The following is a 26444-nucleotide window of genomic DNA, read 5'->3' as shown; positions in this document are numbered from 1 at the left end:
GATTCGTGATTTGTGATTCGTGATTCGCAACAGCGAAGGCGCCTCTCCGGCCGGCGACGGGATCGACCAATCCACCAGGCACCACACGCGAATCAATGACCGGCGCAGCCGGGCTTCTACGAATCACGAATGACGAATCACGAATCACGGAACTAGCCTTCCTGCGTGACACGCAGCACCTCCTCGATGGTGGTGGTGCCGGCGAGCGCCTTGACCAGGCCGTCCTCGTACATGGTGCGCATGCCCTGCACCTTGGCCTCGGCCTCGATCACGCCGGTGTCGGCGTGCTTCATCACCAGCCGCCGGATCGGATCGCTCATGGTCAGGAATTCCATGATCGTGGTCCGGCCGAGGTAGCCGGTCGAAGTCAGCGGCGAGGCCACCGGCCGGTAGAGGGTGACCGGCTCGTCCTGGGTGAAGCGGCGCAGACCGAACTCCTCGATCACCTCGGGCATCGCCGGATAGGCTTCGCGATGGGTCGGCTCAAGGCGGCGCACCAGACGCTGGGCGAGGATGCCGTTGATGGTCGAGGTCAGCAGGTAGTCCTCGACGCCCATGTCGAGCAGACGGGTGATGCCGCCGGACGCGCTGTTGGTGTGCAGCGTGGACAGCACCAGATGTCCGGTGAGCGCCGACTGGATGGCGATGCGGCAGGTTTCCAGGTCGCGCATTTCGCCGATCATGATCACGTCCGGGTCCTGGCGGACGATCGAACGCAGGGCATGGGCGAAGTCGAGGCCGATCTGCGGCTTGGCCTGGATCTGGTTGATGCCCTCGATCTGGTACTCGACCGGGTCCTCGACGGTGATGATCTTGACGTCCGGCGTGTTGATCTTTGACAGCGCGGTGTAGAGCGTCGTCGTCTTGCCCGAGCCGGTCGGTCCGGTGACCAGCAGGATCCCGTGCGGCTGCTCCAGCACATGAATGAACTTGTGCAGGAATTCGTCGGTGAAACCGAGGGTGTGGAAATCGAAAACCACCGATTCGCGATCGAGGATACGCATCACCACCGACTCACCGTGCGAGGTCGGCACGGTGGACACGCGCAGGTCGAGCTCCTTGCCCTGCACCCGCAGCATGATGCGGCCATCCTGCGGCAGTCGGCGCTCGGCAATATTGAGCTTGGCCATGATCTTGACGCGCGAGATCACCGCGGCGGTGGAACCCGCCGGCGGCGACTCCACTTCCTGCAGCACGCCGTCGATGCGGTAACGCACCTTGAGCCGGTTCTCGAAGGGCTCGATGTGGATGTCCGAGGCCCGCGCCTCGACGGCGCGCTGGATGACCAGGTTGACCAGGCGGATCACCGGCGCCTCGGAGGCGAGGTCGCGAAGGTGCTCGATATCGTCCTCGCCGCGGCCTTCGCCTTCCGACAGATTCTCGACGATGGTGCCCATGGCCGACTTGCCGGCGCCGTAAAGGCGCTCGATCAGGTCGTCAACCTCGGAGCGGATGCCGATCAGGCAGCGCACCGGCCGACCGGTCGCCATCGCCACCGCCTGCGCCGGATAGGGATCCTGCGGATCGGCGACCAGCAGGTCGATGCGGTCATCCGCCTCAGCCACGGGGCAAACGTGCATCTGCTTCAGGAAGCGCTGCGAGAGCTGCACGTTGGGCGGGGCCTGCTCAGGAAAATCCTTGGATGAGAGCAGCGGCATGCCGAGCACCTCGGCGCTGGCCTCGGCGACGTCGCGCTCCGAGGCAAGGCCGATCCGGGTGATCAGCGAAATCAGCGAGCCACCCGACTCCTCCAGCAATCGCCGGGCGCGGCCGAGATCGGCCTCCTTCAGCCGGCCGCGGGCGAGCAGCTGCTCGCTGATCCGCTCTTCCAGCTCGAGCTGTCCGGCGGCCTCGCCGGGCGCTTCGGCCGGCGTCTGGGTCAGCGCGCTCATGGCTTGTCCTTGGTGGCGTCGGTATCCATCGCCGGGGGTGGACCGCCATCGGCGCCCGCTGGTTCCCCGGCCCAACCGACCAGCTGCTCGAGGAAGCGGCGGTTGAGCACCACCCACAGGGCGATCGGGGTCACTGCCGGCAGGATCAGGTAGCCGAACTGGTAGCCCAGGGCGATGGCGTCCACCGACAGTCCGGCCCGACTCACCGCCGCCGCGCCCAGTGGACCGGCGTCGAAGGCCAGCAGCTTGAGCGCATCGAAGACCGCGCCCCAACTTGTGGTCAGCCAGAGCACGAAAAACCCGACGGCGAGCTGCAGGGCACGCTGGCGGGCGGCGAGCGGGGTCGCCATCACCAGACCCGTGAACAGGGCGATGCACCAGGCGTAGATCAACGGATTCATGTTCAGCACCAGCAAGCCGACACGCCCCTGGGGATCGGTGGCAGTCTGCAGGCGGGTGACCACCTCGAGCTGGGCGCCGCTCTGCTCGATGCCCGAGACCACATGGGGCAGCCAGGCCGGCAGGACCAGGTCGGCGACGCGGGCCACCGGCCAGACCACCGCGCTGGACAGCACGGCCCATAGAAAGAAGGCCATCGGCAGCCACAGCGCCGCCGCGAGGACGAACTGGCGCAGCGGAGAGACCCTCATCGGCACCACACCCGCGCGTTGCGGAACATGCGCATCCAGGGCGAATACTCGCCCCACTCGGAGGGCGCCCAGCTCATCTGCAGGGTGCGGAAGACCCGCTCGGGGTGCGGCATCATGATCGTCACGCGCCCGTCCTCGCTGGCGAAGCCTGTCAGGCCACCGGGCGAGCCGTTGGGATTCTGCGGATAGCTGGAGGCCGGCTCGCCTAACGCATCGACGAAGCGCAGCGCGGCCCGCGCAGCAGTCTCGTCCAGCGAGGAATCGAACTCCGCGCGGCCCTCGCCATGCGCGACCACGACGGGAATGCGCGAGCCGTCCATGCCGCGCAGCAGGATCGACGGCGACTCGATGACCTCGACCAGCGACAGGCGGGCCTCGTATTGCTCGCTGAGGTTGCGCTGGAAGCGCGGCCAGTGCGCCGCACCGGGAATCAGCTCGCGAAGCTGTGAAAGCATCTGGCAGCCGTTGCAGACACCGAGGGCGAAGCTGTCCTGGCGGGCAAAGAAGGCCGCGAACTGGTCGCGCAGCGCAGCACGCTCCAGGATCGAGGTCGCCCAGCCGCGCCCGGCGCCCAGCACGTCGCCGTAGGAGAAGCCGCCGCAGGCGGCGAGGCCGCGGAACTCGGCCAGTTGCCTCCGGCCATTGATCAGGTCGGTCATGGTGACATCGACCGCATCGAAGCCGGCCTGGGTGAAGGCGGCAGCCATCTCGACCTGGCCATTGACGCCCTGCTCGCGAAGGATCGCGATGCGCGGGCGCTCGCCGCGGGAGATGAAGGGCGCGGCGATATCCTCGTCCGGATCGAAGCCCAGCGCGGGCACCAGGCCCGGGTCATCGAACTCGCTGCGCCACTCGCGCTCGCTGTCTGCGCAGAGCGGGTTGTCGCGCAGCCGGGCGATGGCGTGCGACACCTCCCACCACGCGCTGAACAGGTCGTTCCACGACCACTCGGCCAGCGTCCGCCCGGCGATGCCAACGCGAACCCGCGGCGCCGTGCTGGGCCGACCGATGCGCTGGGCGCAGTCGGTCAGTCCGTGGCGGTCGACGAGGTCGGCAAAGGCGGCGCGGTCCTCGCAGCGCACCTGGACCACGGCACCGAGCTCCTCGTTGAACAGGGCGCGGAACGGATCGTCGCCCCAACCGTCGAGCTGGATGTCGACACCGGCATGGCCGGCGAAGGCCATCTCGCACAAGGTGGCGAAGGCGCCACCGTCGCTGCGGTCGTGATAGGCCAGGACCAGGTCGGCCTCGCGGGCCGCCTGGACCAGTTCGAAGAAGCTGCGCAGGCGCTGCGGATCGTCGAGATCCGGAGGCGGCCCGCCGAAGCTGGAGTAGCACTGGGCAAGAATCGATCCCCCCAGCCGCTTGCGGCCTCCCCCGAGCCCGATCAGCCACAGCTCGCTGTCCTCGGCGCGCTGCAGCACCGGCGTCAGTGTCTTGCCGGCATCGGCGACGCGGGCAAAAGCGCTGACGATCAGCGACACCGGCGAGACCATCCGGCCGTCGTCGTCCGCCTCGCGCGGGAAGCGCGACTGCATCGACAGCGAATCCTTGCCGACCGGAATGCCGATGCCGAGCTTCGGGCACAGCTCGAGGCCGACCGCGCGCACCGCTTCGAACAGCCGGGCGTCCTCGCCGGGATGCGCGGCCGCGGCCATCCAGTTCGCCGACAGCTTGACCTCGCGCAGCGAGGCCACCGGCGCCGCGGCGAGATTCGTCAGGGCCTCGCCGACCGCCATGCGGGCGCTGGCGGCGGCGTCGAGCAGGGCCAGCGGGGTCCGCTCGCCCATCGACATGGCCTCGCCGCCACGGCCGCGGAAATCGGCCAGGGTGACCGCACAGTCGGCCAGCGGCAGCTGCCAGCGGCCGACCATCTGGTCGCGCGAACACAGACCGCCGACGCTGCGATCGCCGATGGTGACCAGGAAATTCTTGGCGGCCACGGTCGGGTGCTGCATCACGCGCAGGCCGGCCTCGTAGAGCTCGTCGGCAGCCAGCTCGGGGCGCGGCCAGGCCGTCGGTGCCGGCGGGGCGGTGTCGCGCTCCATCTTCGGCGCCTTGCCGAACAGCACGTCCATCGGCAGGTCGATGACCGGCTCGCCGAGCAGCGGATCGTCGACGCGCAGGTGCTCGACCTCGGTCACCGTGCCGACCACCGCGAACGGGCAGCGTTCGCGCTCGCACCAGGCGCTGAAGCGCTCGAGGTCGGATTCGTGCACGCCGAGCACGTAGCGCTCCTGGGATTCGTTGCACCAGATCTGCATCGGCGTCATTCCCGCGTCGTCGCAGGGAATCTTGCGCAGATCGATCAGGCCGCCGCGCCCGGCGTCGTGAAGCAGCTCGGGAATCGCGTTCGACAGGCCGCCGGCGCCGACATCGTGAATCGAAACGATAGGATTGGCCTCGCCGGCCTGCCAGCAGCGGTCGATGACTTCCTGGCAGCGACGCTCCATCTCGGGGTTGTCACGCTGCACCGAGGCGAAGTCCAACTCGGCGCTGCTCTGCCCGGAGCCGACCGAGGAGGCCGCTCCACCACCGAGGCCGATCAGCATGGCCGGGCCACCCAGCACGATGACCTTGTCTCCCGGCGAAAGACGCTGCTTCTCGACCTGTTGCGGCTCGACCCGGCCCAGACCGCCAGCGATCATGATCGGCTTGTCGTAGCCGCGGACCACGCCGCCCTCGGGCTCGCCCAGCTCGAAGCTGCGGAAGTAGCCGAGCAGGGCCGGCCGACCAAACTCGTTGTTGAAGGCGGCGGCACCGATCGGGCCCTCGATCATGATCTCCAGCGCGCTGGCCATGCCGGGATTGAGCCGGCGTGCCGCTTCCCAGGGCCGGGCGTGGCCGGGAATGCGCAGGTGGCTGACGGAGAATCCGGTCAGCCCGGCCTTGGGCTTGCCGCCCCGACCCACCGCGCCTTCGTCGCGGATCTCGCCCCCCGAGCCGGTTGCCGCGCCGGGAAACGGCGCAATGGCGGTCGGGTGGTTGTGCGTTTCGACCTTGATCGAGAACGCCGAACTCGCCGCAGCGGACTCGCGCCACAGGCCATCGTCGCCGGCGGCGAACGCCGCGCAGGGGAAGCCCTCGACCACCGCTGCGTTGTCCTTGTACGCGCTGAGGGTCAGCTGCGGGGACTGCTGCTGGGTGTGGCGGATCATGCCGAACAGGGAGTGCGGCATGTCCTCGCCATCAAGGCGGAAGCGGGCGTTGAAGATCTTGTGCCGGCAGTGCTCGCTGTTGGCCTGGGCGAACATCATCAGCTCGGCGTCGCTGGGGTCGCGGGCCAGCTCGGCGTAGCGCTGCTGCAGGTAGTCGACTTCGTCGGGCGAGAGGGCAAGGCCCAGCTCGTCATTGGCCTGCGGCAAGGCGCTGCGAGAGACATGCACCAGCCGGCCGGGGGACTGCTTGCGGAACAGCGGAGCCACCTCGTCCAGGCCGCCAAGGCAGCTCTCGGTCATCCGGTCGTGGATCGCTGCGCAGGCCGCCTCGCGGGCGTCTTCGCCAAGCGGCCTCGCGGCGGTCCAGCGAAAGCCCTGCCCGCGCTCGACGCGGCGCACGGCCAGTCCGGCGCCGGACACGATTTCGGTCGCCTTGCTCGACCACGGCGAGATAGTGCCGAGCCTTGGCACCACCAGCGCATCGAGGGCCAGGTCCGCGGCGGCCGGCTCGGCGTCGAGGATGCGACAGAGCCGCGCCAGCGCATCGCCATCCAGCGCATCGGCGTCGACGAAGTACAGCCAGTGGACCCAATCCAGCGCCATCGGGGCGCCGGAGGCGGCGGTCAGGCGGGCATCCAGGCGGTCAAGCCGGAAACGCGACAGGGCCTCACGGCCGAGCAGGACGATCATCGGGAGACAGGGCGGGCGGAGGAGCCCGCTAGTCTAGCGGATGCGCCCGCCTTCGCGGCCGCGGCTCAGCCGCCGGCGGGCTTGCCCTCCAGCTGCTCGAGGCGCTGGATCAACTGGTCCGGCGCCATGTAGCCGCCAATCTGGACGCCCTGGGAGGTGAAGACGGCGGGCGTGCCATTGACGCCGATCTTGTTGCCCAGCGCGTAGTCGGCCTCGATCGGGTTGCTGCACTGCTTCTTGTCGAGCGCCACGCCTGCCTTGGCATCGGTCAGGGCCTTGGCGCGGTCGTCCGAGCACCACACCGATACCGCCTTGTCGAAGGATTCGGAGCCGACACCGGCGCGCGGGAAGAACAGGTACTCGATGGCGATGCCAAGGCGGTTGTACTCGTCCATGTGCTGGTGCATGCGGCGGCAATAGCCGCAGTCAATGTCGGTGAACACCGTCAGGCGGTACTTGGCATCCTTGGGCCCGTAGATGATCCGGCGCTCGGGGCCGGCTTCCTTGAGTCCCTCGACGCGGAGCTTGGCGCGCGCGCTTTCGGTCAGGTCGGTGCGCGCCGGCACGTCGTAGACCGAGCCCTGGATGAGGTAGCGGCCGTCGCGACTGACGTAGATCACCTGCCCGGCGAGCACCACCTCGTAGAAGTTGGGCAGGGTCGACTCGGCGATGCTGTCGATGGTCGCACCGGGCACCAGCGACTGGATCGCCGCTTTCACCTTCGCCTCGCCGGCGTCTTCGGCGGCGGAGGGCGCATTCAGGGTCAGGGCGGCGAGGGCCGCAAGGGCAAGGGTGCGAATCATCGGGAGTCGGAATCCTGGTAGGCGGGCAGAATGCGCCCGGTCAGAGCCCCGACCCTACCGCGCGGGAAAAGTTCCCGCGCGGCAGAACTTATCGCGCCCTGCTAGGGCGCCGGCAGCTGGGCGGGCGCGGGGGCCGGACGGGCGGCGCGCGCGATCAGCCAGACCAGGCCGACGACCAGCATCACGGGCACAAGGACCGGCAGCATCAGGCCGAATCCAACGGCGACCAGGATCAGCGGCACGATCGCCAGCACCAGCACCATCGCGGCCAGCGCGGTGAACAGCCCGAAGACCGCGGAGAAGACTCCGCCGATCAGGCTGAACACGGCCCCGAAGAGCCAGCCGATCATGCTGAACACGCCACAGACCAGCTTGAACAGCAGCACCGGCAGGGCGATCAGGAACAGGGCCATCAGGCCAATCAGGAAAAGCGTCGTCGTCATGGGGGGCTCCACAGCGCCGGCGTGGCGCCGGCTTGCAGGGATCATGACGCACCCCCGCACGTCCTGTGACTGCCGGAAGTAGGGGCCGGTTACACTCTGCGCCCCCTGCGGCAAGGCAGCCTCCATGACCGACCTCGAATCCCGGGCCCTGGCCAAGACCTGGTTCTACCCCTTCCGCCTGCCCTCCGGGCGGCAGACGCCGACCTACGATGGTGGCGTGCTCGACGCCATCCACCACACCCGTACGCAGATGCTGGACGCCGAACTGGCGCGCACCTTCGACGATCGTCTCGACGGGCTCAGCGCGCTTGACCTCGCCTGCCACCAGGGCTGGTTCTCGGCGCATCTCGCCCAGCGGGGTTTCTCCCGCGTCACCGGCATCGATGCCCGCGAGGAGCACGTCGCCGACGCCAGCCTGATCCGCGACGCGCTCGGCCTGCCCCACTGGCAGGTCCGCCAGGCCGACGTCCATCAGCTGGAGCCCCTGCAGCTGGGCCTGCACGACCTCGTGCTCTGCTTCGGCCTGATCTATCACCTGGAGAATCCGGTCGGCGCGCTGCGCGCCGCCCGCGCCCACTGCCGCCGGCTGTGCCTGGTGGAGACCCAGGTGGTGCCGGGCATGACCGGCTGGGTCGACTACGGCAGCTACCGCTTCGTGCGCCCGCTCAAGGGCAGCTTCGGCATCATCGACGAAACCGGGGAGACCCACGGCCCCGAAGCCTCGACCACCGGCATCTGCCTGGTGCCGAGCACCGAGGCCCTGGTCTGGATCATGCAGCGAATCGGCTTTTCGCGCGTCGAGGTGCTGCCGGTGCCGGACGACGGCTACGAGCAGCTGGTCCACCGCAAGCGGGTGATGGTCGCCGGCTGGGTCGAAGACTGAGCGACGGCGGCGCAGACTCAGCCCTGCGCGGCCTCCACTGTTGGCACCTCGGCGTCCGGCTCGCCCCGCGAGACCACCACCGCACCGACCAGGTCGCCGGTCACGTTGACCGTGGTCCGGCACATGTCGAGGAAGCGATCGACGCCCAGAATCAGGCCGATGCCCTCCGGCGGAATGCCGAACATGGCGAGGATCATAGCGATCACCGGCAGCGAGCCGCCAGGAACGCCGGCCGCGCCGATGCCGCCGAGGATGCAGAGCAGCAGGACGGTGATCTGCTGGACCAGGCTCAGTTCGACGCCGAAGAACTGGGCGAGGAACAGCACGGTCACGCCCTCGAACAGCGCAGTGCCGTTCATGTTGGCCGTGGCGCCCAGCGTGCAGACGAATCGTCCGACCCGGCGAGGCACGCCCAGGCGGTCCTCGGCGACCATCAGCGTGGTCGGCAACGTCGCCGAGCTGGATGAAGTCGAGAATGCGGTGAGGATCGCCGGCTCGGCGCGCTTGAAGAACTCCAGCGGCGACATGCCGCCAACAAGCCGCACCAGCAGCGGAAACACGACAAAGAAGTGGATGCCGAGCGCCAGCGTGGCCGTGCCGACAAAGCGGGCCAGCTGGACCAGCACGTCGACGCCCAACTTGGCGGTGATCGCGAACAACAGCGCCGCCACCGCATAGGGCGCGGTGAGGATGATCCAGTCGATCAGGCGCAGGGAAATGTCGTAGATGCCCTGCACGGCCCCCAGGAAGCTCCGGGTGCCGTCGGTGCGCAGCACCGCCGCGGCGATGCCGAACATCAGGGCGAAGAACATCACTCCGATCAGATCGCCGTTGACCGCTGAAGCCAGCGGGTTGCGCGGGACGATGTTGAGCAGCAGATCCATGCCCGACACACCTTCGCGCTTGGCGGCGATGGCCCCGGCATTCTCCGCCGAGCTGGCGAGGATGGCGTTACCGACCTCGGGCGGCAGGCCGCGTCCTGGCTGCAGCACGTTGACGGTCACCAGGCCGATGGTGACCGCCAGCGCGGTCACCACCACCACGTAGCCGAGCGTCTTGCCGCCGATCCGGCCGAGCGACTTCGGGTCACCGATCTCGACCACGCCGAGCACCAGCGCCGAGAACACCAGCGGCACCACCAGCATGAACAGCAGGCGCAGGAAGATCTGACCGATCGGCTGCGCCACGTAGTTGACCAGCGCCTCAAGCCAGCCGGCGCCACCGAAGAACAGGTTACCGAGGATGCCGGCCACGGCGCCGACGACGAAGCCAATCAGCATCTGGGTATGCAGCGGGATCTTGCGCTTCATCGTCGGGCTCCCGGGCGGCTCTTAACGCGTCGTTCCGTTACGCACCCGTTCCATGTAGGCCGCGAGTTCGCGCTTGACCACCGGAGCCAGCAGGTACATGCCGATCAGGTTGGGGATCGCCATGATGAACAGCAGGCCGTCGGCGAGATCGACGATGGCGCTGAGCTGCATGGTGCAGCCAACCACCACCATGACCAGATAGAACGCCTTGAATCCGTAGAGTACGGCATTCGATTCGCGAGCGAGGAAGCTCGCCGCCTTGGCCCCGTAGTAGCCCCAGGTGATGGTGGTCGAGAAGGCGAACAGCAGGACCAGGAAGGCCAGCAGGTAGGGGAACCAGGGCATCACCGAGGCAAACGCCATCGAGGTCAGGCGAACGCCCTCCACACCCTCGCCCTGCATGTAGGCACCGGTGATGACAATGACCAGGGCGGTCATGGTGCAGATGATCACCGTATCGACGAAGGGCTCGAACAAGGCCACCATGCCGGCGCTGACCGGCTCCCGGGTGCGGATGGTGGAGTGGGCGATGGCCGACGAGCCCAGCCCGGCTTCATTGGAGAACGCGGCGCGGCGGAAGCCCATGATCAGGGTGCCGACGATGCCGCCGACTACGCCCTCGGGGTTGAAAGCGTCGCCGATGATGGTCATGAGGGCCGCGGGAATATCCGCCGCGTGCATGGCGAGCACGACCAGCGCAGAAAGGATGTACAGAGCCGCCATGCTGGGCACCAGCTTGGCGGTGACCTGGCCGATGCGGCTGATACCGCCGATCAGCACGGCACCTGCGAGAATCGCGTAGATGATCCCGAACAGCGCGGCCTTGTCGTCGAAGAATCCGCCGGAAATGCTGGCGATCTGCGCATAGGCCTGGTTGGCCTGGAACATGCCGCCGGCACCGATCGCGCCGAACATGGTGCAGATGGCGAAGATCGTCGCCAGCACGATGCCGAAGCCACGCAGCTTGGGGTAATGCTCGCCGATGCCGCGCGAGAGGTAGTACATCGGGCCACCGGAGATGGTCCCGTCCGGCTTCACCAGCCGGTACTGCGTGCCCAGCGTGCACTCGACGAACTTGGTCGCCATGCCGAGGATGCCCGCGAGGATCATCCAGAAGGTCGCGCCCGGGCCACCGAGGGTGATCGCCACGGCCACGCCGGCGATATTGCCGAGGCCGACAGTTCCGGATACCGCCGAGGAAAGCCCCTGGAAGTAGGTCACTTCGCCCGGCGCCTTGGGATCGTTGTAGTCGCCGCGCAGCAGGCGGAAGGCGTGGGTGAAGCCGCGGAAATTGATGAAGCGGAAGTACAGCGTGAAGATGATGCCCGCCAGCACCAGCCAGCCGACGATCAGCGGAAACTCGGTGCCGTGCATCGGGATCGCGTAGAAGATCGCGTCCGAGATCGCGGTGCTGACCGGCGTGACCGCCGCGTTGATGCGCTCGTCGATGCCGGGTTCGGGCGACTGCGCGGCCGCTGCCATGGATGCCAGGCAGCCAGCCAGCAATGCCCCTACACGCTTGATCATGAACCATTCCTCAACCGGACAAGGGCCCGGAGTCTACACCACCAGCCATGCGCGGTTTCCCGGCAGACCGGAGCACGCCGGATCTGCTCAGCCGTACAGCGGCGGATAGCGCGAGGCGGCGCGACCGGCCCCAGCGTCGCTGGCGCGCCAGACCGGACCACGGGCGAATGCGGCACGCAGGGCCTCGACCGGTGAGGCGGGCTCGATGCCCGGCGGCGCGAACCGATGGCGCTCCAGCGCCAGCACAGCATCGCGCTGCGCGACGTCGGCGAGGGCGGAGGCGACGGCGCGCAACGAATGACCGTAGCCCGGGGGCGCCAGGGCCTGCAGGGCCGATGAGATAGCGTGCGCATCGCCCTCGCGCAGCGCCGCTTTCAGGTCAGGCGCCGCCGCTGAGGGCTCGACGGGCGCTGCGGGCGCCGGCACCGACACCTGCAGCGCGCGGCGGCGCAGACTCAACCACCAACCGACGGCCAGCACCAGGCTCAGCAGCATGAACGGCCAGGCGGGCAGGCCATACGCGGGAGACGCCGGGCCCCGCGCGAAGCTTTCCTTGTCGGCAGGCGTCCCCGACGAGGCAGCTCCCGGGTCGCTCGGGGCCGCAGTCCCTGCCGCCGGCAGTACTTCGATACGGCGCGCCGGCAGCTCGGCCCAGCGCTGCCGGTGCTCTCCGGTATCCCACCAGGGCAGGCGTACGGCCGGAATCTCCAGCGTTCCTGGCTTCTGCGGCACGATTGCGAAACGCCGGAAACGCTCGCCGGCCAGACCCTCCCCGCTGCTGAGGTCACGGCTGGCCGCCTGGTCTGGATACACCGCTGCACCAGCTATCGGAGGCAGCTCCAGCTCTGGAAGCTGGGCCGGCAGCAATCCCTTGGCGCGCAGCTGGAGCCCAAGGCTAAGCGGTTCCCCGACCCGGATTTCGGCCGGCCAGGACTCGCCCGTCGAGTCCAGCTGCAACTCGGCGGCGGGCAGCCAGGGCTCCTCGGCGCCGGCCGGGCGCGGCTTCACCTCGAGCGTCAGTGGCTTGCCGGCTGCACTGAGTCGGATGCCGCCCGAGCCGATCAGGCCGCCGTAGCCGCCGCGCTCCAGGCCCGTGCCTTCGAACCGGGCCGCCTCGACGGTCAAGGTGCCACTGCGCTCCGGGATCAGGGCGAAGCGGCGCTCGATCACCGAGTAGCGCCGGCCCGCGCGCTCGACCTGGTACTTCAGGTCGTCACCGAGCCGGACGCTTTGCAGGCCCTCGCCAGTCGGTGCATCGAGCTGGCCGTCCCAGAGACTGAGCGCGTAGAAGAGCTTCAGCGAATACACCACCTCCTGCTGTACGTAGACCTCGGAGGCGCCGAGCGTGGCTTCCAGGAACACGTCGCCGCCGCTCCCGGTATCGATCGGCGAGGGGCCGACGGCGATCTTCAACTCGGGCGTGCGCTCACCGCCCACCAGGATCGACGGCACCCGAAGCTCGCCTTCGCGCCGGGGCTGCAGCGACACAGCGAACAGGGTGGTGGCGCTGCGCTGCCCGTTGACGAGGGAAATCTGCGAGCTGCTGGAGCTGCCGCGGCGCTCGAATTCCGCATCCAGCGGCGAGAAATCCGGCGCAGCGACCCCTGCCCCCTGGACCTCGATATTCAGGGTAACCGTCTCGCCGAGCGCCACCTGTTCCCGGTCCAGCCACGCGCGCACCTCGGCCTTGGCCGGCAACGCCCAGCCCAGGCAGGTCAACAGAACGACACGGACCATCCACCGCAGGCTCATCGCTGGTCTCCTTCCAGTACCCGACGCCGTTGTTCCAGTGCGAACTTGCGCCGCAGCAGGGCGCCGGGGTCGTCGGGAATCTTCCGCAGCAGCTGCTCGCTGGCCTGCTGGACCTCGCGCGCCTCGATGGCCTCGCTATCCGCTGCCGTATCGCCCTCTTCCAGCGCATCGGCCTGCTGCTCGGCCAGCGCCTCTTCCATGGCCTGGCGCTGCGCCTCGGCTGCCTCGCGTTCGGCATCCGGCTCGGTGCCGGCCTCGCCCTCCGATTCGCGCTCAGCCGACTCGTCGGACTCACGCTCAGAGGGCTGGCCCTGGGCGCCGGCCTCGTCGGCCTGGTCCTGCCCCGCTTCGGATTCCGCGTCCTCACCGGCCTCGCCAGGCTCGGATTCGCCCTGCTGCGCGCCGGATTCCGGATCGCCCTCTTCGCCCGATTCGTTCTCGGCGGCCTGCTGCTCCAGTGCCCGCTGGACAACATCCCGGTTGTGCCGGGCATCGTCCAGGTCGGGATCCAGCCCCAGCGCGGCATCGAGCTCGGACAGGGCCTCCTCCAGCCTGCCGGCGCGAGCCAGCGCCGTGCCCCGGTTGTAGTGCGCGACGGCGTCGCTTTCCGCACCGAAGGCCTCGGCCGCGGCGGCAAAGTCTCCCTCCCGGTAGGCGGCCGCCCCGCTGAGACCCGGCGTTTGCGCGAGCACCCGGGCGCGGGCTGCATTGCCCTCTTCGAGGGCCTGCCAGGCGCGCTGGTCAGGCCGCGACCAGAGTCCCTGCCAGAAGCTGTCCTCGGCCCGGACCGGGGCCGATTGAATACCCATCAATCCCACGCCGAGAAACAGGATCGCCCGCCCTGCTGAGATCTGCCGGAGCACGAACAGCGCGGGAAGGAGGGCCAGTAGGGCGAGCCACGGCCCTTCGTCCACATAGCGCAGGGCCCCATCCTCTTCCCGCTCGCGTAGCCGGGCTTCCGCCGATTCCCAGAAGGCGAGCAGGCGCTGTGTGTCCGAGTCGTCGGCTTCGGCCGCCACGACGCGCCCCGCCCCCGCCCGGGCCACTGCAAGGGCCCCGTCCAGGTCGCGCGGCGCCAGTTCCAGTTGGCCGTCCTCGCCGCTGCGGAACCCGCCCTGCGCTTCTGGCACGGGCGCGCCGGCGTCGGTACCCAGCAGCAGAATCGAGGTCCGGATGCCCCGCTGGCCCAGCTCGCCGGCCAATGCCAGCGAATCCCGCCCGGGGGCATAGGTGACCAGCAGGATGTCCCCCGAGTCGTGTCCCGCATTGCCCAGCAGCTCGGCCGCCAGCCGCAGCGCCCGCTCGGGCCGCTGCCCGGCAACCGGCATGACGTCCGGCTCCAACGCCGAGAGCAGCGACTCCAGCGTCGAGGCGTCATCGGTCAGCGGGGCCACGGTGAATGCCTCGCCGGCGAAGGCAATCATCGCGGTCTGTCCATCGCCGCGCTCGCGGAGCAGATCGGCGATTTCGAAGCGCGCCCGGGAAAGGCGGTCGGGCGGGACATCCGCCGCCCGCATCCCGGCGGAGAGGTCGAGGGCGATGACCAACGCCGACTCACGCACCATCTCGGCCTGCGGGGCCAGGCGAAAGGCCGGCCCGGCGAGGGCGAGGCTGGCAATGATGAGCAGCGCCGACAGGGCCACTGCCCGGCCGGCGGAGTTGCCGGCGGGCCCATCCACCAGCAAATGGGGCAGAAGTTCAGGATCGACCCAGCGTGCCCAGGGTGAATCCACTGCTGCTCCCCGCTTCGCCAGCCACCAGGGCAGCAAGGCCAGCGGCAGGGCGAGCAGCCACAGCGGCCGAAGAAAATGGAAAGCCATCAGGGACTCGAACAGGCCGGCCATCATGCCCCCTGCCCCGTCTTCCTGGGCCAGCGAGGGAGGGCCCAGGCGAGCATCAACACGGCCAGTCCGGCCGCCAGCGGCAGCATGAAGCGTTCGCGCTGCAGACGGACCGGCGAAGCGGACTCCGGAAGCGGCTCCAGGCGATCCAGTTCCGCGTAGATCTCCGCCAGCTCGCGGGCGTTTCTGGCTCGGAAGTAGCGACCTCCGGTCCGTTCGGCGATCGAGGTCAGCATGGCCTCGTCGATCTCGGCGCCTGTGGCCGGCATCATCAGTCCGAACAGGCCGCTTCGGCCACCGTCCTCGCTGCCCATGCCGATCGTATGCACGCGCAGGCCATGCTGGACCGCCAGCTGGGTCGCGGACTCGGGGTCGAGGGCACCGGCGGTGTTCACGCCGTCGGTCAGCAGGACCAGCACCCGCTCGGCCTCGGGCCGCTCCCGCAGTCGCTTGACGGCAAGGCCGATGGCGTCGCCGATCGCGGTCTCGCGGCCGGCCAGTCCGATCGCGCTGGTGTCGAGCTGGTAGCGCACGCTGGCCAGGTCGAGCGTCAGCGGGGTCATCAGGAAGGCCTGCTGGCCAAACAGGATCAGTCCGACCCGGTCGCCCTGACGACGCTCGAGAAAGTCCCCGGCCACCGCCTTGACCGCTGTGAGCCGGTCCACGCGGCGGCCTCCGATCACCATGTCATCCGCGGCCATGCTGCCGGAGACATCGACCGCGAGCATCAGTTCCCGGCCCGAGCGCTGGGTCGGCATCTGCTCACTCCATTCCACCGGTCGTGCGGCCGCCAGACAGAGCAGCAGCCAGGCGAGGCCAGGCAGCCAGCCAGGAAAATTCCGCCTTGGCGCGAGCTTAGCGGCCAGCGCGCTGACCTCCTTCCAATGCGGCCAGCGGATAGCGCCCGCAGCGATCCGCTGGCTGCCTTCGCTGCGGCGCCAGGCCAGCAGCCAGGGCAGCGGGAGCAGGGTGAGCGCCCAGGGTGCGGCCAATTCCATCACCGGAAGTCCCCGCGAAGGCGTTGGCGAACCAGACGCACCAGGGATTCTGCCTGCTGCGGCTCAGCAGAGGGCCGATAGGGCGCATCCAGCAGGGCCCGCCCCGGACCCTCGCTGAAGGGTTTCCCGGGAAGGTCGCGGTCCAGCCACGCAAGCCATTCCTCGCCGTTCAGCCTGGCGCACTCCGGCGCCTCGGATGCGGCCACCCTGCGTAGCGCCTCGGCGCAGGCGCGAATACGATCGATGGCCGGCTCTCCGGCCTCCCGCAGCAGGCCTTCCAATACCGCCAGCCGCTGCCGACGCAGCCGGGCCCGTTGCAGGCTGCGCCAGGCGAGCACTGCAAGCAGGATCAAGACGCCAACGAGGCACAGGGCCAGCATCCACCAGCCCGGTGCCGGCGGCCACCAGCCCGGTTCGGGCGGCAGGTGGATATCGCGAAGCGGCAGGGTGGAGCCCACCTCAGCGATCCGGCTCGAAGAGCGCGCCGCGCATCAGATCGCGCAGTGCATCGACGGGAGAGTCGGTGGTGCTTACCGCCCTGGCGCTGATGCCCGCACGGTGCAGCTCTCCGAGCCTTGTCCGCCAGACACTGCCGAGGGCCTGGTTCCAGCGGGTCCTCGACGTACCGGCACCGGCGTCGAGCCACAGCGTGGTTTCCCCATCACTTACCGGCAGGGCCGGCGCCGAGGGCGCGCGTTGCTCCAGCGGGTCGACCAACAATGCCACCATGAGGTCATGGTGGATGCGCAGGTGCGCCAGGCGCCTCAATGCGCCCTCGTCCAGCGTGTGTGCATCGACGGTGAGTAGCAGCCGGCTTCCCGGACGCAACAGGCGCTCCAGCCGGGCAAGGGGGCCTGCCAGCCCCGGCTGTGACGGTGTCGACGCGCTGGCCAGCGGCTGCCAGCGGCAAAGCTGGGCCAGCAGGCGCAGTACGCCGCGCTCTCCGCCAGCGGGGGCCAGCAGGGCTTGTGCGGGATGGTTGCTCGCCGCGGCCACGCGGTCGCCGCGGCCGAGTGCATCCCAGGCGAACAGCGCGGCCAAGCGCGCTGCCTGGACCGTCTTGAAGCAGCCACGCGTCCCGAAAGCCATCCACGGCCCGGAATCGAACAGCACCGCGCTGATCCGCTCGCGCTCCGCGTGGTAGAGCTTGCTGTGCAGCTGGCCGGTGCGCGCACTGACCCGCCAGTCGACATGCCGGGCATCGTCGCCCGGGCTGTAGGGGCGGGACTCGGCGTATTCCATGCCGCGTCCGCGGAAGGGCGAATGCGATTGCGCCGCGCGAGGCTGGCGAACGGCCTTGGCGCGGGTCCCTCGAAGCAGGCCCGCGTATCCACGCAGCGCCGCCAGCGAGGCCACGCTGCTGCGAATGCGTTCTGCGCCAGATAGGGCAAGGCCGAAATCGCCGGGCTGGGCAGTCGGACGCTGGCGCCCGTGATGCAGGTCCATGCCGCGCTCAGGGAGCCGGAACGGCCTGGAGCAGCCGCCTGACCACTTCAGCCGGGCGCGTGCCCTCAGCCTCGGCCTCGTAGCTGAGCAGGATCCGGTGCTGCAGCACATCGATCGCGACGCTTTGCACGTCGTCCGGCGTCACGAAGTCTCGACCGTCGAGCCATGCATTCGCCCGCGCGCAGCGGTCCAGCGCAATCGAGCCGCGCGGGCTGGCCCCGAAGGCAATCAGCGGGTGCAGCGCCTGCCCGTAACGGGAGCGCTTGCGGCTGGCCTGCACCAGTTCGACCAGATATTGCTCGACCTGCGGCGCGAGATGCACATCGAGCACCGCTGCGCGCGCGGCGAGCACCTCCTGCGTGCTGAGCAGCTCGGCCGCCTGGCGCGGCCGCTCTCCACCGCGGGCGCGTCGCCGAGCGAGCTCGAGAATCCTGACCTCGGCATCGGCGTCCGGGTAATCGATGCAGACATGCAAGAGGAACCGGTCAAGTTGGGCCTCGGGGAGAGGATAGGTGCCCTCCTGCTCGATGGGGTTCTGGGGGGCCATGACCAGAAAGAGCTCGGGGAGCGGGTAGGTGGTCCTGCCCACCGACACCTGTCGCTCGCCCATGGCCTCAAGCAGGGCGGACTGCACCTTGGCTGGTGCCCGGTTGACCTCGTCGGCGAGCAACAGGTTATGGAAGACCGGTCCCTGCTGGAACTCGAAGCGACCCTCCTGGGGGCGGAACACATCGGTGCCGGTCAGGTCCGCAGGAAGCAGGTCGGGCGTGAACTGGATGCGCTGGAAGTCGGCCTCGAGGCGCGAGGCCAGCTCCTTGATGGCGGTCGTCTTGGCAAGGCCCGGCGCCCCCTCCACCAGGAGATGGCCATCGGCGAGGAGGGCAAGGAGGAGCCGGTGCACAAGGGCTGGCTGTCCGACGACATCGGCGGCCAGCCCCTCGCGCAGCTGGCTGAATCGGCTCTGCAGGGAGGCGGGTTCGAATCCTTCCATAGCGATCGTGCTCGTTCCGGTTGTTCAGGGGCGCGCCTGCGCAACCGCGCACGCTAGCAGCCCTTGGCGGCGTTCACCATGCGCCATTGGTCCCGGCAGTAACCGCTCAGCCAACAAAAAGGCCCCGGGGAGCGCCCGGGGCCGTGTTGAGACGATCTCCGTGGGCCGATCAGCAGATCGGCCCCGGACGCCCTTGGTCAGGGACCACAGCCCGGATTCGGCGGGCTGAAGGCCGCGTCGCAAAGGTCGACGCCCTGGAGGCGAACCGTGGCGCTGGGCTGACCAGACGGCACCGAGTAGGTGCAGGTGCCGCTTCCCGCCGCGTTGTTCTGGTTCAGCCGTTCGGTGGTGATGGCAAAGCGGGCCTGGCCATTGGCGTCCGTCACGCCGGTCTGTCCGCGATCAGGTGCCGTGCCGATGACCGCACCGCCGGAACCCGTACAGGTCCCCGAGAGCTGCACACCGGCGACGGGATTGCCGCGGTCATCGACAAGTCGCAGCGTGGTTACGCCGCCACCGCCGAAGAAGAACGAGGGATTGGCGGTCAACACGAAGCTGCCCACGGTGATGTTCACGTTGATGGTCTGTCCAACCGCGCTGATCCGCAGCTGGCTGCCGTTCTGGACCACCGCGCTGGTGGTGACACTGCCCGTGGTGCAGCCGCTGGAGTCAGTCGGCGATGCGAAACCGCCCGAGCCCGTCACGCCATCGACGCTGCCGGTGCCGCCGCCGCTGAAGACGAAGCTGAACCCGACATCGATCCCCGAAATCGGCGAGCCGAGGGCATCGACCACGCAGGCCGCGACCGAGGTAGTCGTGTTGCCCGGAATGGTGGTCGGGCTGACCGAAAGCACTGCATCAGCAACGCCGGCGAACACCGTGAATTCGACATCACCCACGGTTTCCGGGGCATTGGCCACGATGTCGCCATCGCCCTGCGCCCAGATGATCGCCACCTTGCCCAGCTTGGACACGGGGTAGTTCATCCGCACGGTGACAACGCCGCGCTCGTCGGTGGTGCCCGAGGCGACGATGTTGCCGTCTGCAGCGCGGCCGATCACGTAAGGCAGGACCGGCCCGGAGTTCACGATGGAACCGGTGGTGTCGTTGTGGTTGAAGCGACGGTCCACGGTCAGCGTCGAGCGCGAAGTGATGGCACTGATGCGACGGGCGCTTTCATGGTCGCGGTTGCCGGTGACCTCCTCGCCGAACAGCACCAGGGCATCGCCGGGACCCGCCCCGCCACCCGCCGTGGTGAAGGCACCACCCGGAGCGGAGAAGTTGCGCCCGCCTTCCTGCGGATCGCCGTCATTCCCGGAGATCAGGAAGGTGCCCAGCCCATCGAGCTGCGGTTCGTCGATCAGGCCGAAACTGACCGTCGTGCCGGGAAGAACGGGGTTGCCAAGGCGATCGGTGGCGATGGCGCTGATCACCAGGCTGTAGGTTCCGTCCGGATCGGGGGGGACCGTGCCGCCCGGGGTGGTCACGTCGTCCGAGACGCGGTTCACGAACAGCGCATTTGCCGTGGGCTGGGTGATGTCGATATCGAACATCACGCCGTCGGAGATCGCGATCGTGCGCTGGCTGAACACGGCGTCGCTGATGCCGTTGTCGACATTGTTGTCTGCGCGATCAGCCGTGGCGCGGATCTGCACGTTGCCCGGCACGTTGCCGGAGATCAGCACAGCGCCGGCGATGCCGTTGGTGGTGCGCACAGAGATGGCCGTGCCACTGACGGCCTGGCCGCTGGCGTTGGTCCCGGACAGGCGGGCACCGTTGGCGTCGCCGATCAGCTCGAGGCGGACATTGTTGAAAGCATTGTTGCCCGAGACCGGATTCGGAACCGTCTCGCCATTGCCGTCGGTGACCTGGACGTCGAAGCGGCCGGAGGTATTGCCACCGGACGACTGCACGTACTGCGGCGCAGCCGTCGGGCTGACGCTGACCGTGGCCGGCAGAGCCGGCGAACTGGCAACGATGGTGTAGACCTGGGACGCACTCACGGTCTCGCCGGTTTCCGGGTCCTGCCCGGTGACCGTCATGGTGGTTTGCCCGGTGAAGTTCAGGGAATGCAGGAACACCGTGGCCTTGCCAGCCACCACGTCGACCGGGCCCTGGCCCAGACGGACCAGGAATTCGTTCTCAGGCGTCGCGGCGTCATCCAGGGTCGAGAAACCGCCGGTGTTGCCGACCGGATTGACCGATACCTGCACACCATTCGTAGCATTCACCAGCTCCCCGCTGGCGGTGCGCAGCGTGATGGTGACCTCGGACATGTAGGGGGATCCGAAGAACGGGGCGACATTGAAGGTATTGGCCGGAAGCGAAAGCCGGGTCGATTCGAGGGTCAGGCGATCGATGCCCTGAGTAACCGTGAGCGTGACGGTCGCGGTCACGTTGCGCGAGGGCGCGCTGGGATCGGCCACTGAAAAGGTTACCGTCGCCGTGCCGACCGCACCGCCGGTGAAACGGAAGTTGGCCACGCCGCCGACCGTGGTGGCGGTCGAGCCGGCCAGCGGCCCGTTCGGCCCAAGGGCCACCACGCTGCCCACGTTGGCAGGGGCCACGACTCCGGTCACCTGCGTGCCATCCTGAATCGCGGCGCCACCTGCCTGCCTGACCGTCACCGTGATGTTGACCGGCCGCCCGGACTGCACCGAGTTCGAGGCAGCTGAAGCAGACACATTGATACCAGGCGGATTGAACCCGGAGTCGTTGCCGCTTCCTCCGCCGCCCCCGCAGGCGGCAAGCAGCATTGAGCCGGCAAGCAGCACGGCGGCATGGAAGGCATTACTCAGTTTCATAGGAACTCTCCGCGATCCCGACCCTTCGGCCGGATGACGTTGGCTGGAAATCGGTCGCTGGCTGCAAGGCATGGAAGGGTGGAACTCAACGCTTGACCGCAAGAACCCTTGGAGTGACGAAGATCAGCAACTCGGCCTTCTCCGTATTCCGCCCCTTGCGCTTGAACAGATTCCCGAGCGCCGGGATATCGCCCAGGAACGGCACCTTGTTGAGGTCCTCGCGCGAGGAGAACTCGTAGACGCCGCCAATGACCACCGTCTGGGCATTGTCCATGAGCACCTGCGTACTGATCTCCCGCTTGGTGATCTGGGGAACCAGGCCGATCGAGGTGTCGACAAAATCAGCGATCTCGTCCTTGACGACACGCATCACCATCGAGACTCGTCCATCCTGGGTGATCGTCGGGGTGACGGTCAGTTCAAGCAGAACCTCCTTGAACTGCACGTTCGGGATCGGAATGGTGTTGCCCCCCGCCTGCGGCGAGATCGTGACGTAGCCGACCTCATCACCCTGGCGGATGATCGCCTCGCGCTGGTTAGCGGTAATGACGCGCGGACTGGAGACCACTTCACCTCGACCCTCGGTTTCGAGGGCCGACAGTTCGAGATCCAGCAGATAGTCAGCACCGAGCAGGGCGAAGCCGATCGTGCCGCTCGGATTGACGACGGGCAGGTTGACATTCAGCCGATCGCCGATACCAGGCGTACCGATGCCGCCGCCCACCGGGCCCGGGGCCGCCACGGGCAGGCCGCTGCCCTGACCGGCAAAACGATTGCGCAGCGCAAGGTTCGACATACGATCGGCGCTGTTAAGTGAGCCACTGGTGGTCAACACGTTTCCGTTGTTGTCCTCGTAGCCTCCACTGACTCCAAAGCGGGCACCGAGCTCGCGAGCGAAGGACTCGGACGCCACCACGATGCGGGCCTCGATCAGGACCTGGTCAACGGCACGGTCAAGCAGGGCGATCAGCGCCTTGATCTCACGGATCTTCTCCGCGTTGTCATTGAGGAGCAGCGTATTCGTGCGGCGGTCGAAGCTGACGCTGCCACGGGGAGACAGGAAACCGCGCTGATCCTGGCCCTGAGCGCCACCGCCCCCCTGACCCTGCTTCGCGTCATCGGTCAGCAGACTGGCAATGTCCTGAGCGTTTCCATAGTTGATCGGAATGTACTCGGTGACCAGTTCCGCTCGCTGCTCGAGGGCGAGCCGAGCATCGGCGCGGGCCTGCTCATAGGCCGCAAGCTCGGACTGGGGCGCCACCCAGATCACATTTCCGTCTCGCCTTTTGTCGAGGCCTTTGGCCCGGAGCACGATGTCGAGGGCCTGATCCCAGGGGACGTTGATCAATCGGAGCGTGACGTTGCCCGAAACCGAGTCGGCAGCCACCATGTTCAGACCTGACTCTTCCGCGATCAGCTGGAGTACGGTCCGAACCGGAATATTCTGGAAGTTGAATGTCACCGGCACGCCGCTGTAGCTCTCCTCCTCGGCGGCAATACCGATCTCTGCGGCGGTCTGTTCCTCCGCAGCGACAGGCACGACTTCGATCACATAGTCCGTACCTGACTGGTAGGCCATCGACTCGTAGTCGCCGCTTGCCTTGACCATCAGCGAAGCACCGCCGCGCCCGCGGCGCAGTTCCACCGTCTGGACGGGGGTCGCGAAATCGGTCACGTCAAGCCTCTGGGCCAGCGAGTCGGGCACCTCGGTGCCGCTGAACTGGACGCTGATTGCTTCGCCGGTGTCCTCGAAATCGGTGACCACATTCTCGGCACTCAGGGTCAGGATGACGCGCCCGGCACCGCCCTCGCCGCGACGGAAATCGATATTCTCAACTTCATTCGCGCCAGCGATGCGCTTGGCCGGGTCAGTCTGGGCGGACACCCTCGCGATGGCTGCTGCCGTGCTCTGAGCCCCACCTGAAACCGTCAGAAAGAACCTGTTGCCTTCCACCCGCGACTGATACGTCGCTGCCTGGAAGAGGTCGACGACCACGCGGGTTTTTCCGTTGGCCTCCAGCGTGGTGATCGAACTGGTCGCGCCGCTTCCGACAGCGATCCGTCGCGTCGCCACCTCATTCAAGGTGTCCGGCAAGTCCACGGCGATACGCGGTGGCTCTTCGGTAGTGAACACCGTCGCGTCGGTGGCAGGCCCATCCAGCTGCAGGATGATCTCGACGGCCCCCGCGGGACCTGCCGTGAACTGGACGTCGCGCAGCTTGTTTGCTGACCACGCCGGCGCGGCCAGCAGTCCGCCGATCGCCAGCAACACTCCGCTGAAGGCCAAACGCGCACGCCGGTGGCCGCGATTGGAAGAATTGGTAGGAGTCATCGTCTTTTCCCCCAGCTGCATGCTATTCATCGAGCGCCAACGTCGCTTGTCGTTCAATCCAGCCTCCCGCCCCGTCCGCGACGAGTTCGGTTAGGTTGATTTCGGTCTCCGAGATCGCCGTCACCCGACCCTCGTTCTGACCGAGGTAGTTGCCGATCGAAACCCGGTGAACCACGTTTTCCGGATCCACTACCAGAGCCACCAGTTCCTCGCCCGTACCCAAGCTGCCGACCATGTCCAGACCGTCCAGCGGGAAGGTTTCAAGGAACTCCTTCCTGCGGTCGGGGTCCGGGCGGGGGCCTTTGGATGCCACTTCGTCGGCCTGTTTGGGTGAACTGAAGGGATCCCTGAGTTCCTGAGCCTGGTATTCGAATGTCTCGAACTGCTGCATCACCGGCAGGGGCTCGAGGGGAGGGCCCGGCCGGGCCTTCACCTCCGCCACGTAGCTCTCTAGATCAGCTTTGCCCGGTGTGCACCCAGCAAGGCAGAGCAACAGCCCAATGCAGACCAAGCGCGCGGGAATTGCGACTCGGTTCATTAGCCTCCCCCTTCCTGACTGACTTCATCTTCGTCCAGGTACCGATAGGTCTTCACCGTTCCCTCGAGAACCAGAGTTCCAGACGCTGAACCGGCTCGGGCGCCCCCCTGGGGCCTTAACGAGATGTCATGCATGGTCATGATGACCACTCGTGGCAGCGAAGCCACGCCGCTGACAAAAGCTCCGAACTGATGGAAGGTTCCCACCATTCTGAGCGTGATCGGCTTCTCCGCGTAGAAATCCTTTCGCGTTTCGTTGCCGGGGCGAAAGAGGTCGTTCTGGATTCCGGTCGCCAGGGCCGTCTGGGAAATATCCACGATCAGGTCGGGCATCTCGGTCTTGCTCGGCAGCTGCCTGAGCATCTGGAAAAGCATGACCTCCATCTCGGCCAGCTGCTCCTTCAGCGCCTGAAGATTGGCAGCCTTGCCCTGCTTGAACTCGAAGTCCTTCTTCAGCTGCGCTTCCTGCGCCTGCAATTGCTCGAGTTGATCGCGCTGCTCATCGACGAAGAGATACCAGCCGAGGAACAGGATCACGACAGCAAGTAGCGCACAGAAGAACGCCTTGACCGGCACCGGCCAGGCACCGGCATTGTTGAAGTCGAGATTCCTGAAGTCGAAGTTGTTCACGACACGCCCTCCTCGGCGGCAACCTCGCCTTCCTTCGGCGGCTTCGGCTTGGTCAACTGCACCTTGAGCGTGAACTGGTAGGGCATCAGTTTGTCCTCGCCCTCCTTGGCCTCGATGATGCTGACCTCCGGGCTGCTCATCCACCCCGAGCCTTCAAGAGAACGCATGTAGGAAGCAACCCGTGCGTTGGACTGCGAGAGACCATCCAGAGTCAGCGTGGTGCCAGTCTGCTTGATCGAGTTCAACCGGATGCCTTCGGGGATCGTGCGTACAAGCTGGTCGAACAGGTGCACCATCTGACTACGGTCCGCCTGCAACTGCTCGATGACCTGCTTGCGATTGAGCAGGTGGGCCCGCTTCTTCTCAAGCTCTTCGATCTCCTTGATCTTGATGTCGAGCTGGGTGATCTCGGCCTTGAGATAGTTGTTGCGGTCGTTCTGGTTCTCGATCAGCGCGTCGTAGTACTGGATGACGCCGAAGGCCAGGGCGACGGCGGCAAAGCCGGACAAGCCCAGGATGGTGAGGTATTCCTTCTGGCGCTGCGCTCGGCGCTCCTGGCGCCAGGGGAGTAGGTTGATCCTGGTCATCAGTCGAAGCTCCGCAGCGCGAGGCCGCAGGCGATCATCAGCGAAGGCGCATCCTGCGCCAGCGACTGGGCCTGCACCCGATTGGACAGGGACATGTTGGCCAGCGGGTTGGCCACCGCGGTCAACACGCCGAGCTGTTCCTCGACCATTTCAGCCACGCCCGGGATGGAGGCGCAGCCCCCAGCCAGCACGACCTGGTCGACCCGGTTGAACTCACTGCCAGCGTAGAAGAACTGCAGCAACCGGCTGACCTGCTGGACCATGGCCTCCTTGAACGGCTCCAGCACCTCGATCTCGTAGCTTTCGGGGAGCCCGCCCTGGCGCTTGGCGAGGCCGGCCTCCTCGTAGCTCAGGCCGTAGCGCCGCATCACCTCATCGGTCAGCTGCTTGCCGCCGAAGACCTGCTCGCGGGTATAGATGCTGCGCTCGCCGCGGAGCACGTTGAGCGTGGTCATGGTGGCGCCGACATCGACCAGGGCCACCAGAGCGTCCTTGGCCACCGACAGCTGGTCTGCAATCAGCCGGAAGGCGTTCTCCATGGCGAAGGCCTCGACATCGACCACCTTGGCCTGGAGGCCGCCGAGATCGAGCGCGGCCACCCTCACGTCGACGTTCTCGGTACGCGAGGCGGCCAGAAGCACCTGGACCATGTCCGGGCTGTCCTTCACCGGCCCCATGACCTCGAAGTCGAGGCTGACTTCCTCGATCGGGTACGGAATGTACTGCGAGGCGTCGACCTGGACCTGGTCTTCCATCTCCTCGTCGGACAGCCCGGCCTGCATCGGGACCACCTTCGTGATCACCGCGCTGCCCGCAACAGCCGCGGCTGCGCCCTTCGAACGGCTGCCGGACCTGGCCAGCGCGCGCTTGATCGCCTCGCCCACCGCCTCGACCTCGACGATGTTCTTTTCCACCACCGCGTTGGGCGGCAGGGGTTCAACGGCGTAGTGCTCAACGCGGTAGCGCCCGCCGCTCTGGCTGAGCTGGAGGAGCTTTACCGCCGTGGAGCTGATGTCCACTCCAACGAGTGGTGCCTTGCCTGATGAGAAAAGACCCACGGATTCTCCCCTTCCCACGGGCTCTTACGAGCACTAACTGCACTGCTACATTAAATACCGGTTATATCACCGCTGGCAACCACCCCTGCCTTCTTCTCCCCCTCACCGGCAT

The 26444-nt window shown here is 67.5% G+C and carries 20 protein-coding genes; 1 reads left to right on the top strand and 19 read right to left on the bottom strand.

The features are described 5' to 3' along the window. Positions 1–152 precede the first annotated feature (152 nt). The 5 genes from gspE to M0G41_RS12915 form a co-directional block, all read right to left on the bottom strand. Positions 153–1892, bottom strand: a complete 1740-nt coding sequence (gspE, locus tag M0G41_RS12935; RefSeq protein ID WP_248210067.1) for a type II secretion system ATPase GspE — start codon at positions 1890–1892, stop codon at positions 153–155. Beyond that, the gene (locus tag M0G41_RS12930) at positions 1889–2542 is read right to left on the bottom strand and encodes an exosortase H-associated membrane protein (protein ID WP_248210065.1); all 654 of its coding nucleotides are present in this window, start codon (positions 2540–2542) and stop codon (positions 1889–1891) included. The genes gspE and M0G41_RS12930 overlap by 4 nt, the downstream gene beginning before the upstream one ends. Beyond that, on the bottom strand, positions 2539–6390 hold the full coding sequence (gene purL, locus M0G41_RS12925) for a phosphoribosylformylglycinamidine synthase (RefSeq protein WP_248210063.1): 3852 nt from the start codon (positions 6388–6390) through the stop codon (positions 2539–2541). Before purL ends, M0G41_RS12930 begins: the two co-directional genes overlap by 4 nt. 65 nt (positions 6391–6455) lie before the next feature. Beyond that, the gene (locus tag M0G41_RS12920) at positions 6456–7193 is read right to left on the bottom strand and encodes a DsbC family protein (protein ID WP_248210062.1); all 738 of its coding nucleotides are present in this window, start codon (positions 7191–7193) and stop codon (positions 6456–6458) included. A 101-nt stretch (positions 7194–7294) separates the two neighbouring features. Next, positions 7295–7636: a hypothetical protein gene (locus tag M0G41_RS12915; protein WP_248210061.1), complete on the bottom strand. Its 342-nt coding sequence runs from the start codon at positions 7634–7636 to the stop codon at positions 7295–7297. A 124-nt stretch (positions 7637–7760) separates the two neighbouring features. Between M0G41_RS12915 and M0G41_RS12910 the strand changes: the two genes are divergently transcribed. Then, positions 7761–8519: a class I SAM-dependent methyltransferase gene (locus M0G41_RS12910; RefSeq protein ID WP_248210060.1), complete on the top strand. Its 759-nt coding sequence runs from the start codon at positions 7761–7763 to the stop codon at positions 8517–8519. A 17-nt stretch (positions 8520–8536) separates the two neighbouring features. Here M0G41_RS12910 and M0G41_RS12905 read toward each other — a convergent pair whose 3' ends face one another. The 14 genes from M0G41_RS12905 to M0G41_RS12840 all read right to left on the bottom strand — a co-directional run bounded on the left by M0G41_RS12905 (position 8537) and on the right by M0G41_RS12840 (position 26332). After that, entirely contained in the window at positions 8537–9829 is a 1293-nt protein-coding gene (locus M0G41_RS12905; RefSeq protein WP_248210059.1) for a dicarboxylate/amino acid:cation symporter, read from the bottom strand. A 21-nt stretch (positions 9830–9850) separates the two neighbouring features. Continuing rightward, on the bottom strand, positions 9851–11356 hold the full coding sequence (locus M0G41_RS12900) for an alanine/glycine:cation symporter family protein (protein ID WP_248210058.1): 1506 nt from the start codon (positions 11354–11356) through the stop codon (positions 9851–9853). An 87-nt stretch (positions 11357–11443) separates the two neighbouring features. Further along, complete coding sequence (locus M0G41_RS12895; RefSeq protein ID WP_248210056.1) at positions 11444–13108, bottom strand: BatD family protein; 1665 nt, start codon at positions 13106–13108, stop codon at positions 11444–11446. Continuing rightward, positions 13105–14952, bottom strand: a complete 1848-nt coding sequence (locus M0G41_RS12890) for a VWA domain-containing protein (RefSeq protein WP_248210054.1) — start codon at positions 14950–14952, stop codon at positions 13105–13107. The genes M0G41_RS12895 and M0G41_RS12890 overlap by 4 nt, the downstream gene beginning before the upstream one ends. Then, complete coding sequence (locus tag M0G41_RS12885; protein ID WP_248210053.1) at positions 14952–15947, bottom strand: vWA domain-containing protein; 996 nt, start codon at positions 15945–15947, stop codon at positions 14952–14954. Before M0G41_RS12885 ends, M0G41_RS12890 begins: the two co-directional genes overlap by 1 nt. After that, the gene (locus M0G41_RS12880; RefSeq protein ID WP_248210052.1) at positions 15947–16405 is read right to left on the bottom strand and encodes a DUF4381 domain-containing protein; all 459 of its coding nucleotides are present in this window, start codon (positions 16403–16405) and stop codon (positions 15947–15949) included. The genes M0G41_RS12885 and M0G41_RS12880 overlap by 1 nt, the downstream gene beginning before the upstream one ends. A 1-nt stretch (position 16406) precedes the next feature. After that, positions 16407–17393: a DUF58 domain-containing protein gene (locus tag M0G41_RS12875; RefSeq protein WP_248210051.1), complete on the bottom strand. Its 987-nt coding sequence runs from the start codon at positions 17391–17393 to the stop codon at positions 16407–16409. A gap of 7 nt (positions 17394–17400) precedes the next feature. Then, positions 17401–18384: an AAA family ATPase gene (locus tag M0G41_RS12870; protein WP_248210049.1), complete on the bottom strand. Its 984-nt coding sequence runs from the start codon at positions 18382–18384 to the stop codon at positions 17401–17403. Positions 18385–18581: 197 nt separating this feature from the next. Further along, on the bottom strand, positions 18582–21188 hold the full coding sequence (locus tag M0G41_RS12865; RefSeq protein ID WP_248210048.1) for a beta strand repeat-containing protein: 2607 nt from the start codon (positions 21186–21188) through the stop codon (positions 18582–18584). Between the two features lie 85 nt (positions 21189–21273). Then, positions 21274–23577, bottom strand: a complete 2304-nt coding sequence (locus M0G41_RS12860; protein WP_248210046.1) for a type IV pilus secretin PilQ — start codon at positions 23575–23577, stop codon at positions 21274–21276. Further along, entirely contained in the window at positions 23543–24058 is a 516-nt protein-coding gene (locus M0G41_RS12855) for a pilus assembly protein PilP (protein WP_343226488.1), read from the bottom strand. Before M0G41_RS12855 ends, M0G41_RS12860 begins: the two co-directional genes overlap by 35 nt. After that, entirely contained in the window at positions 24058–24687 is a 630-nt protein-coding gene (locus tag M0G41_RS12850; protein ID WP_248210045.1) for a type IV pilus inner membrane component PilO, read from the bottom strand. Before M0G41_RS12850 ends, M0G41_RS12855 begins: the two co-directional genes overlap by 1 nt. Continuing rightward, entirely contained in the window at positions 24684–25274 is a 591-nt protein-coding gene (locus M0G41_RS12845; protein WP_248210040.1) for a PilN domain-containing protein, read from the bottom strand. Before M0G41_RS12845 ends, M0G41_RS12850 begins: the two co-directional genes overlap by 4 nt. Further along, on the bottom strand, positions 25274–26332 hold the full coding sequence (locus M0G41_RS12840; RefSeq protein ID WP_248210039.1) for a type IV pilus assembly protein PilM: 1059 nt from the start codon (positions 26330–26332) through the stop codon (positions 25274–25276). Before M0G41_RS12840 ends, M0G41_RS12845 begins: the two co-directional genes overlap by 1 nt. Between the last annotated feature and the right edge of the window lie 112 nt (positions 26333–26444).

Source organism: Pseudomarimonas salicorniae (assembly GCF_023156535.1).
Classification (GTDB): domain Bacteria; phylum Pseudomonadota; class Gammaproteobacteria; order Xanthomonadales; family Xanthomonadaceae; genus Pseudomarimonas; species Pseudomarimonas salicorniae.
This window is presented reverse-complemented; position numbering and strand designations above follow the sequence as displayed.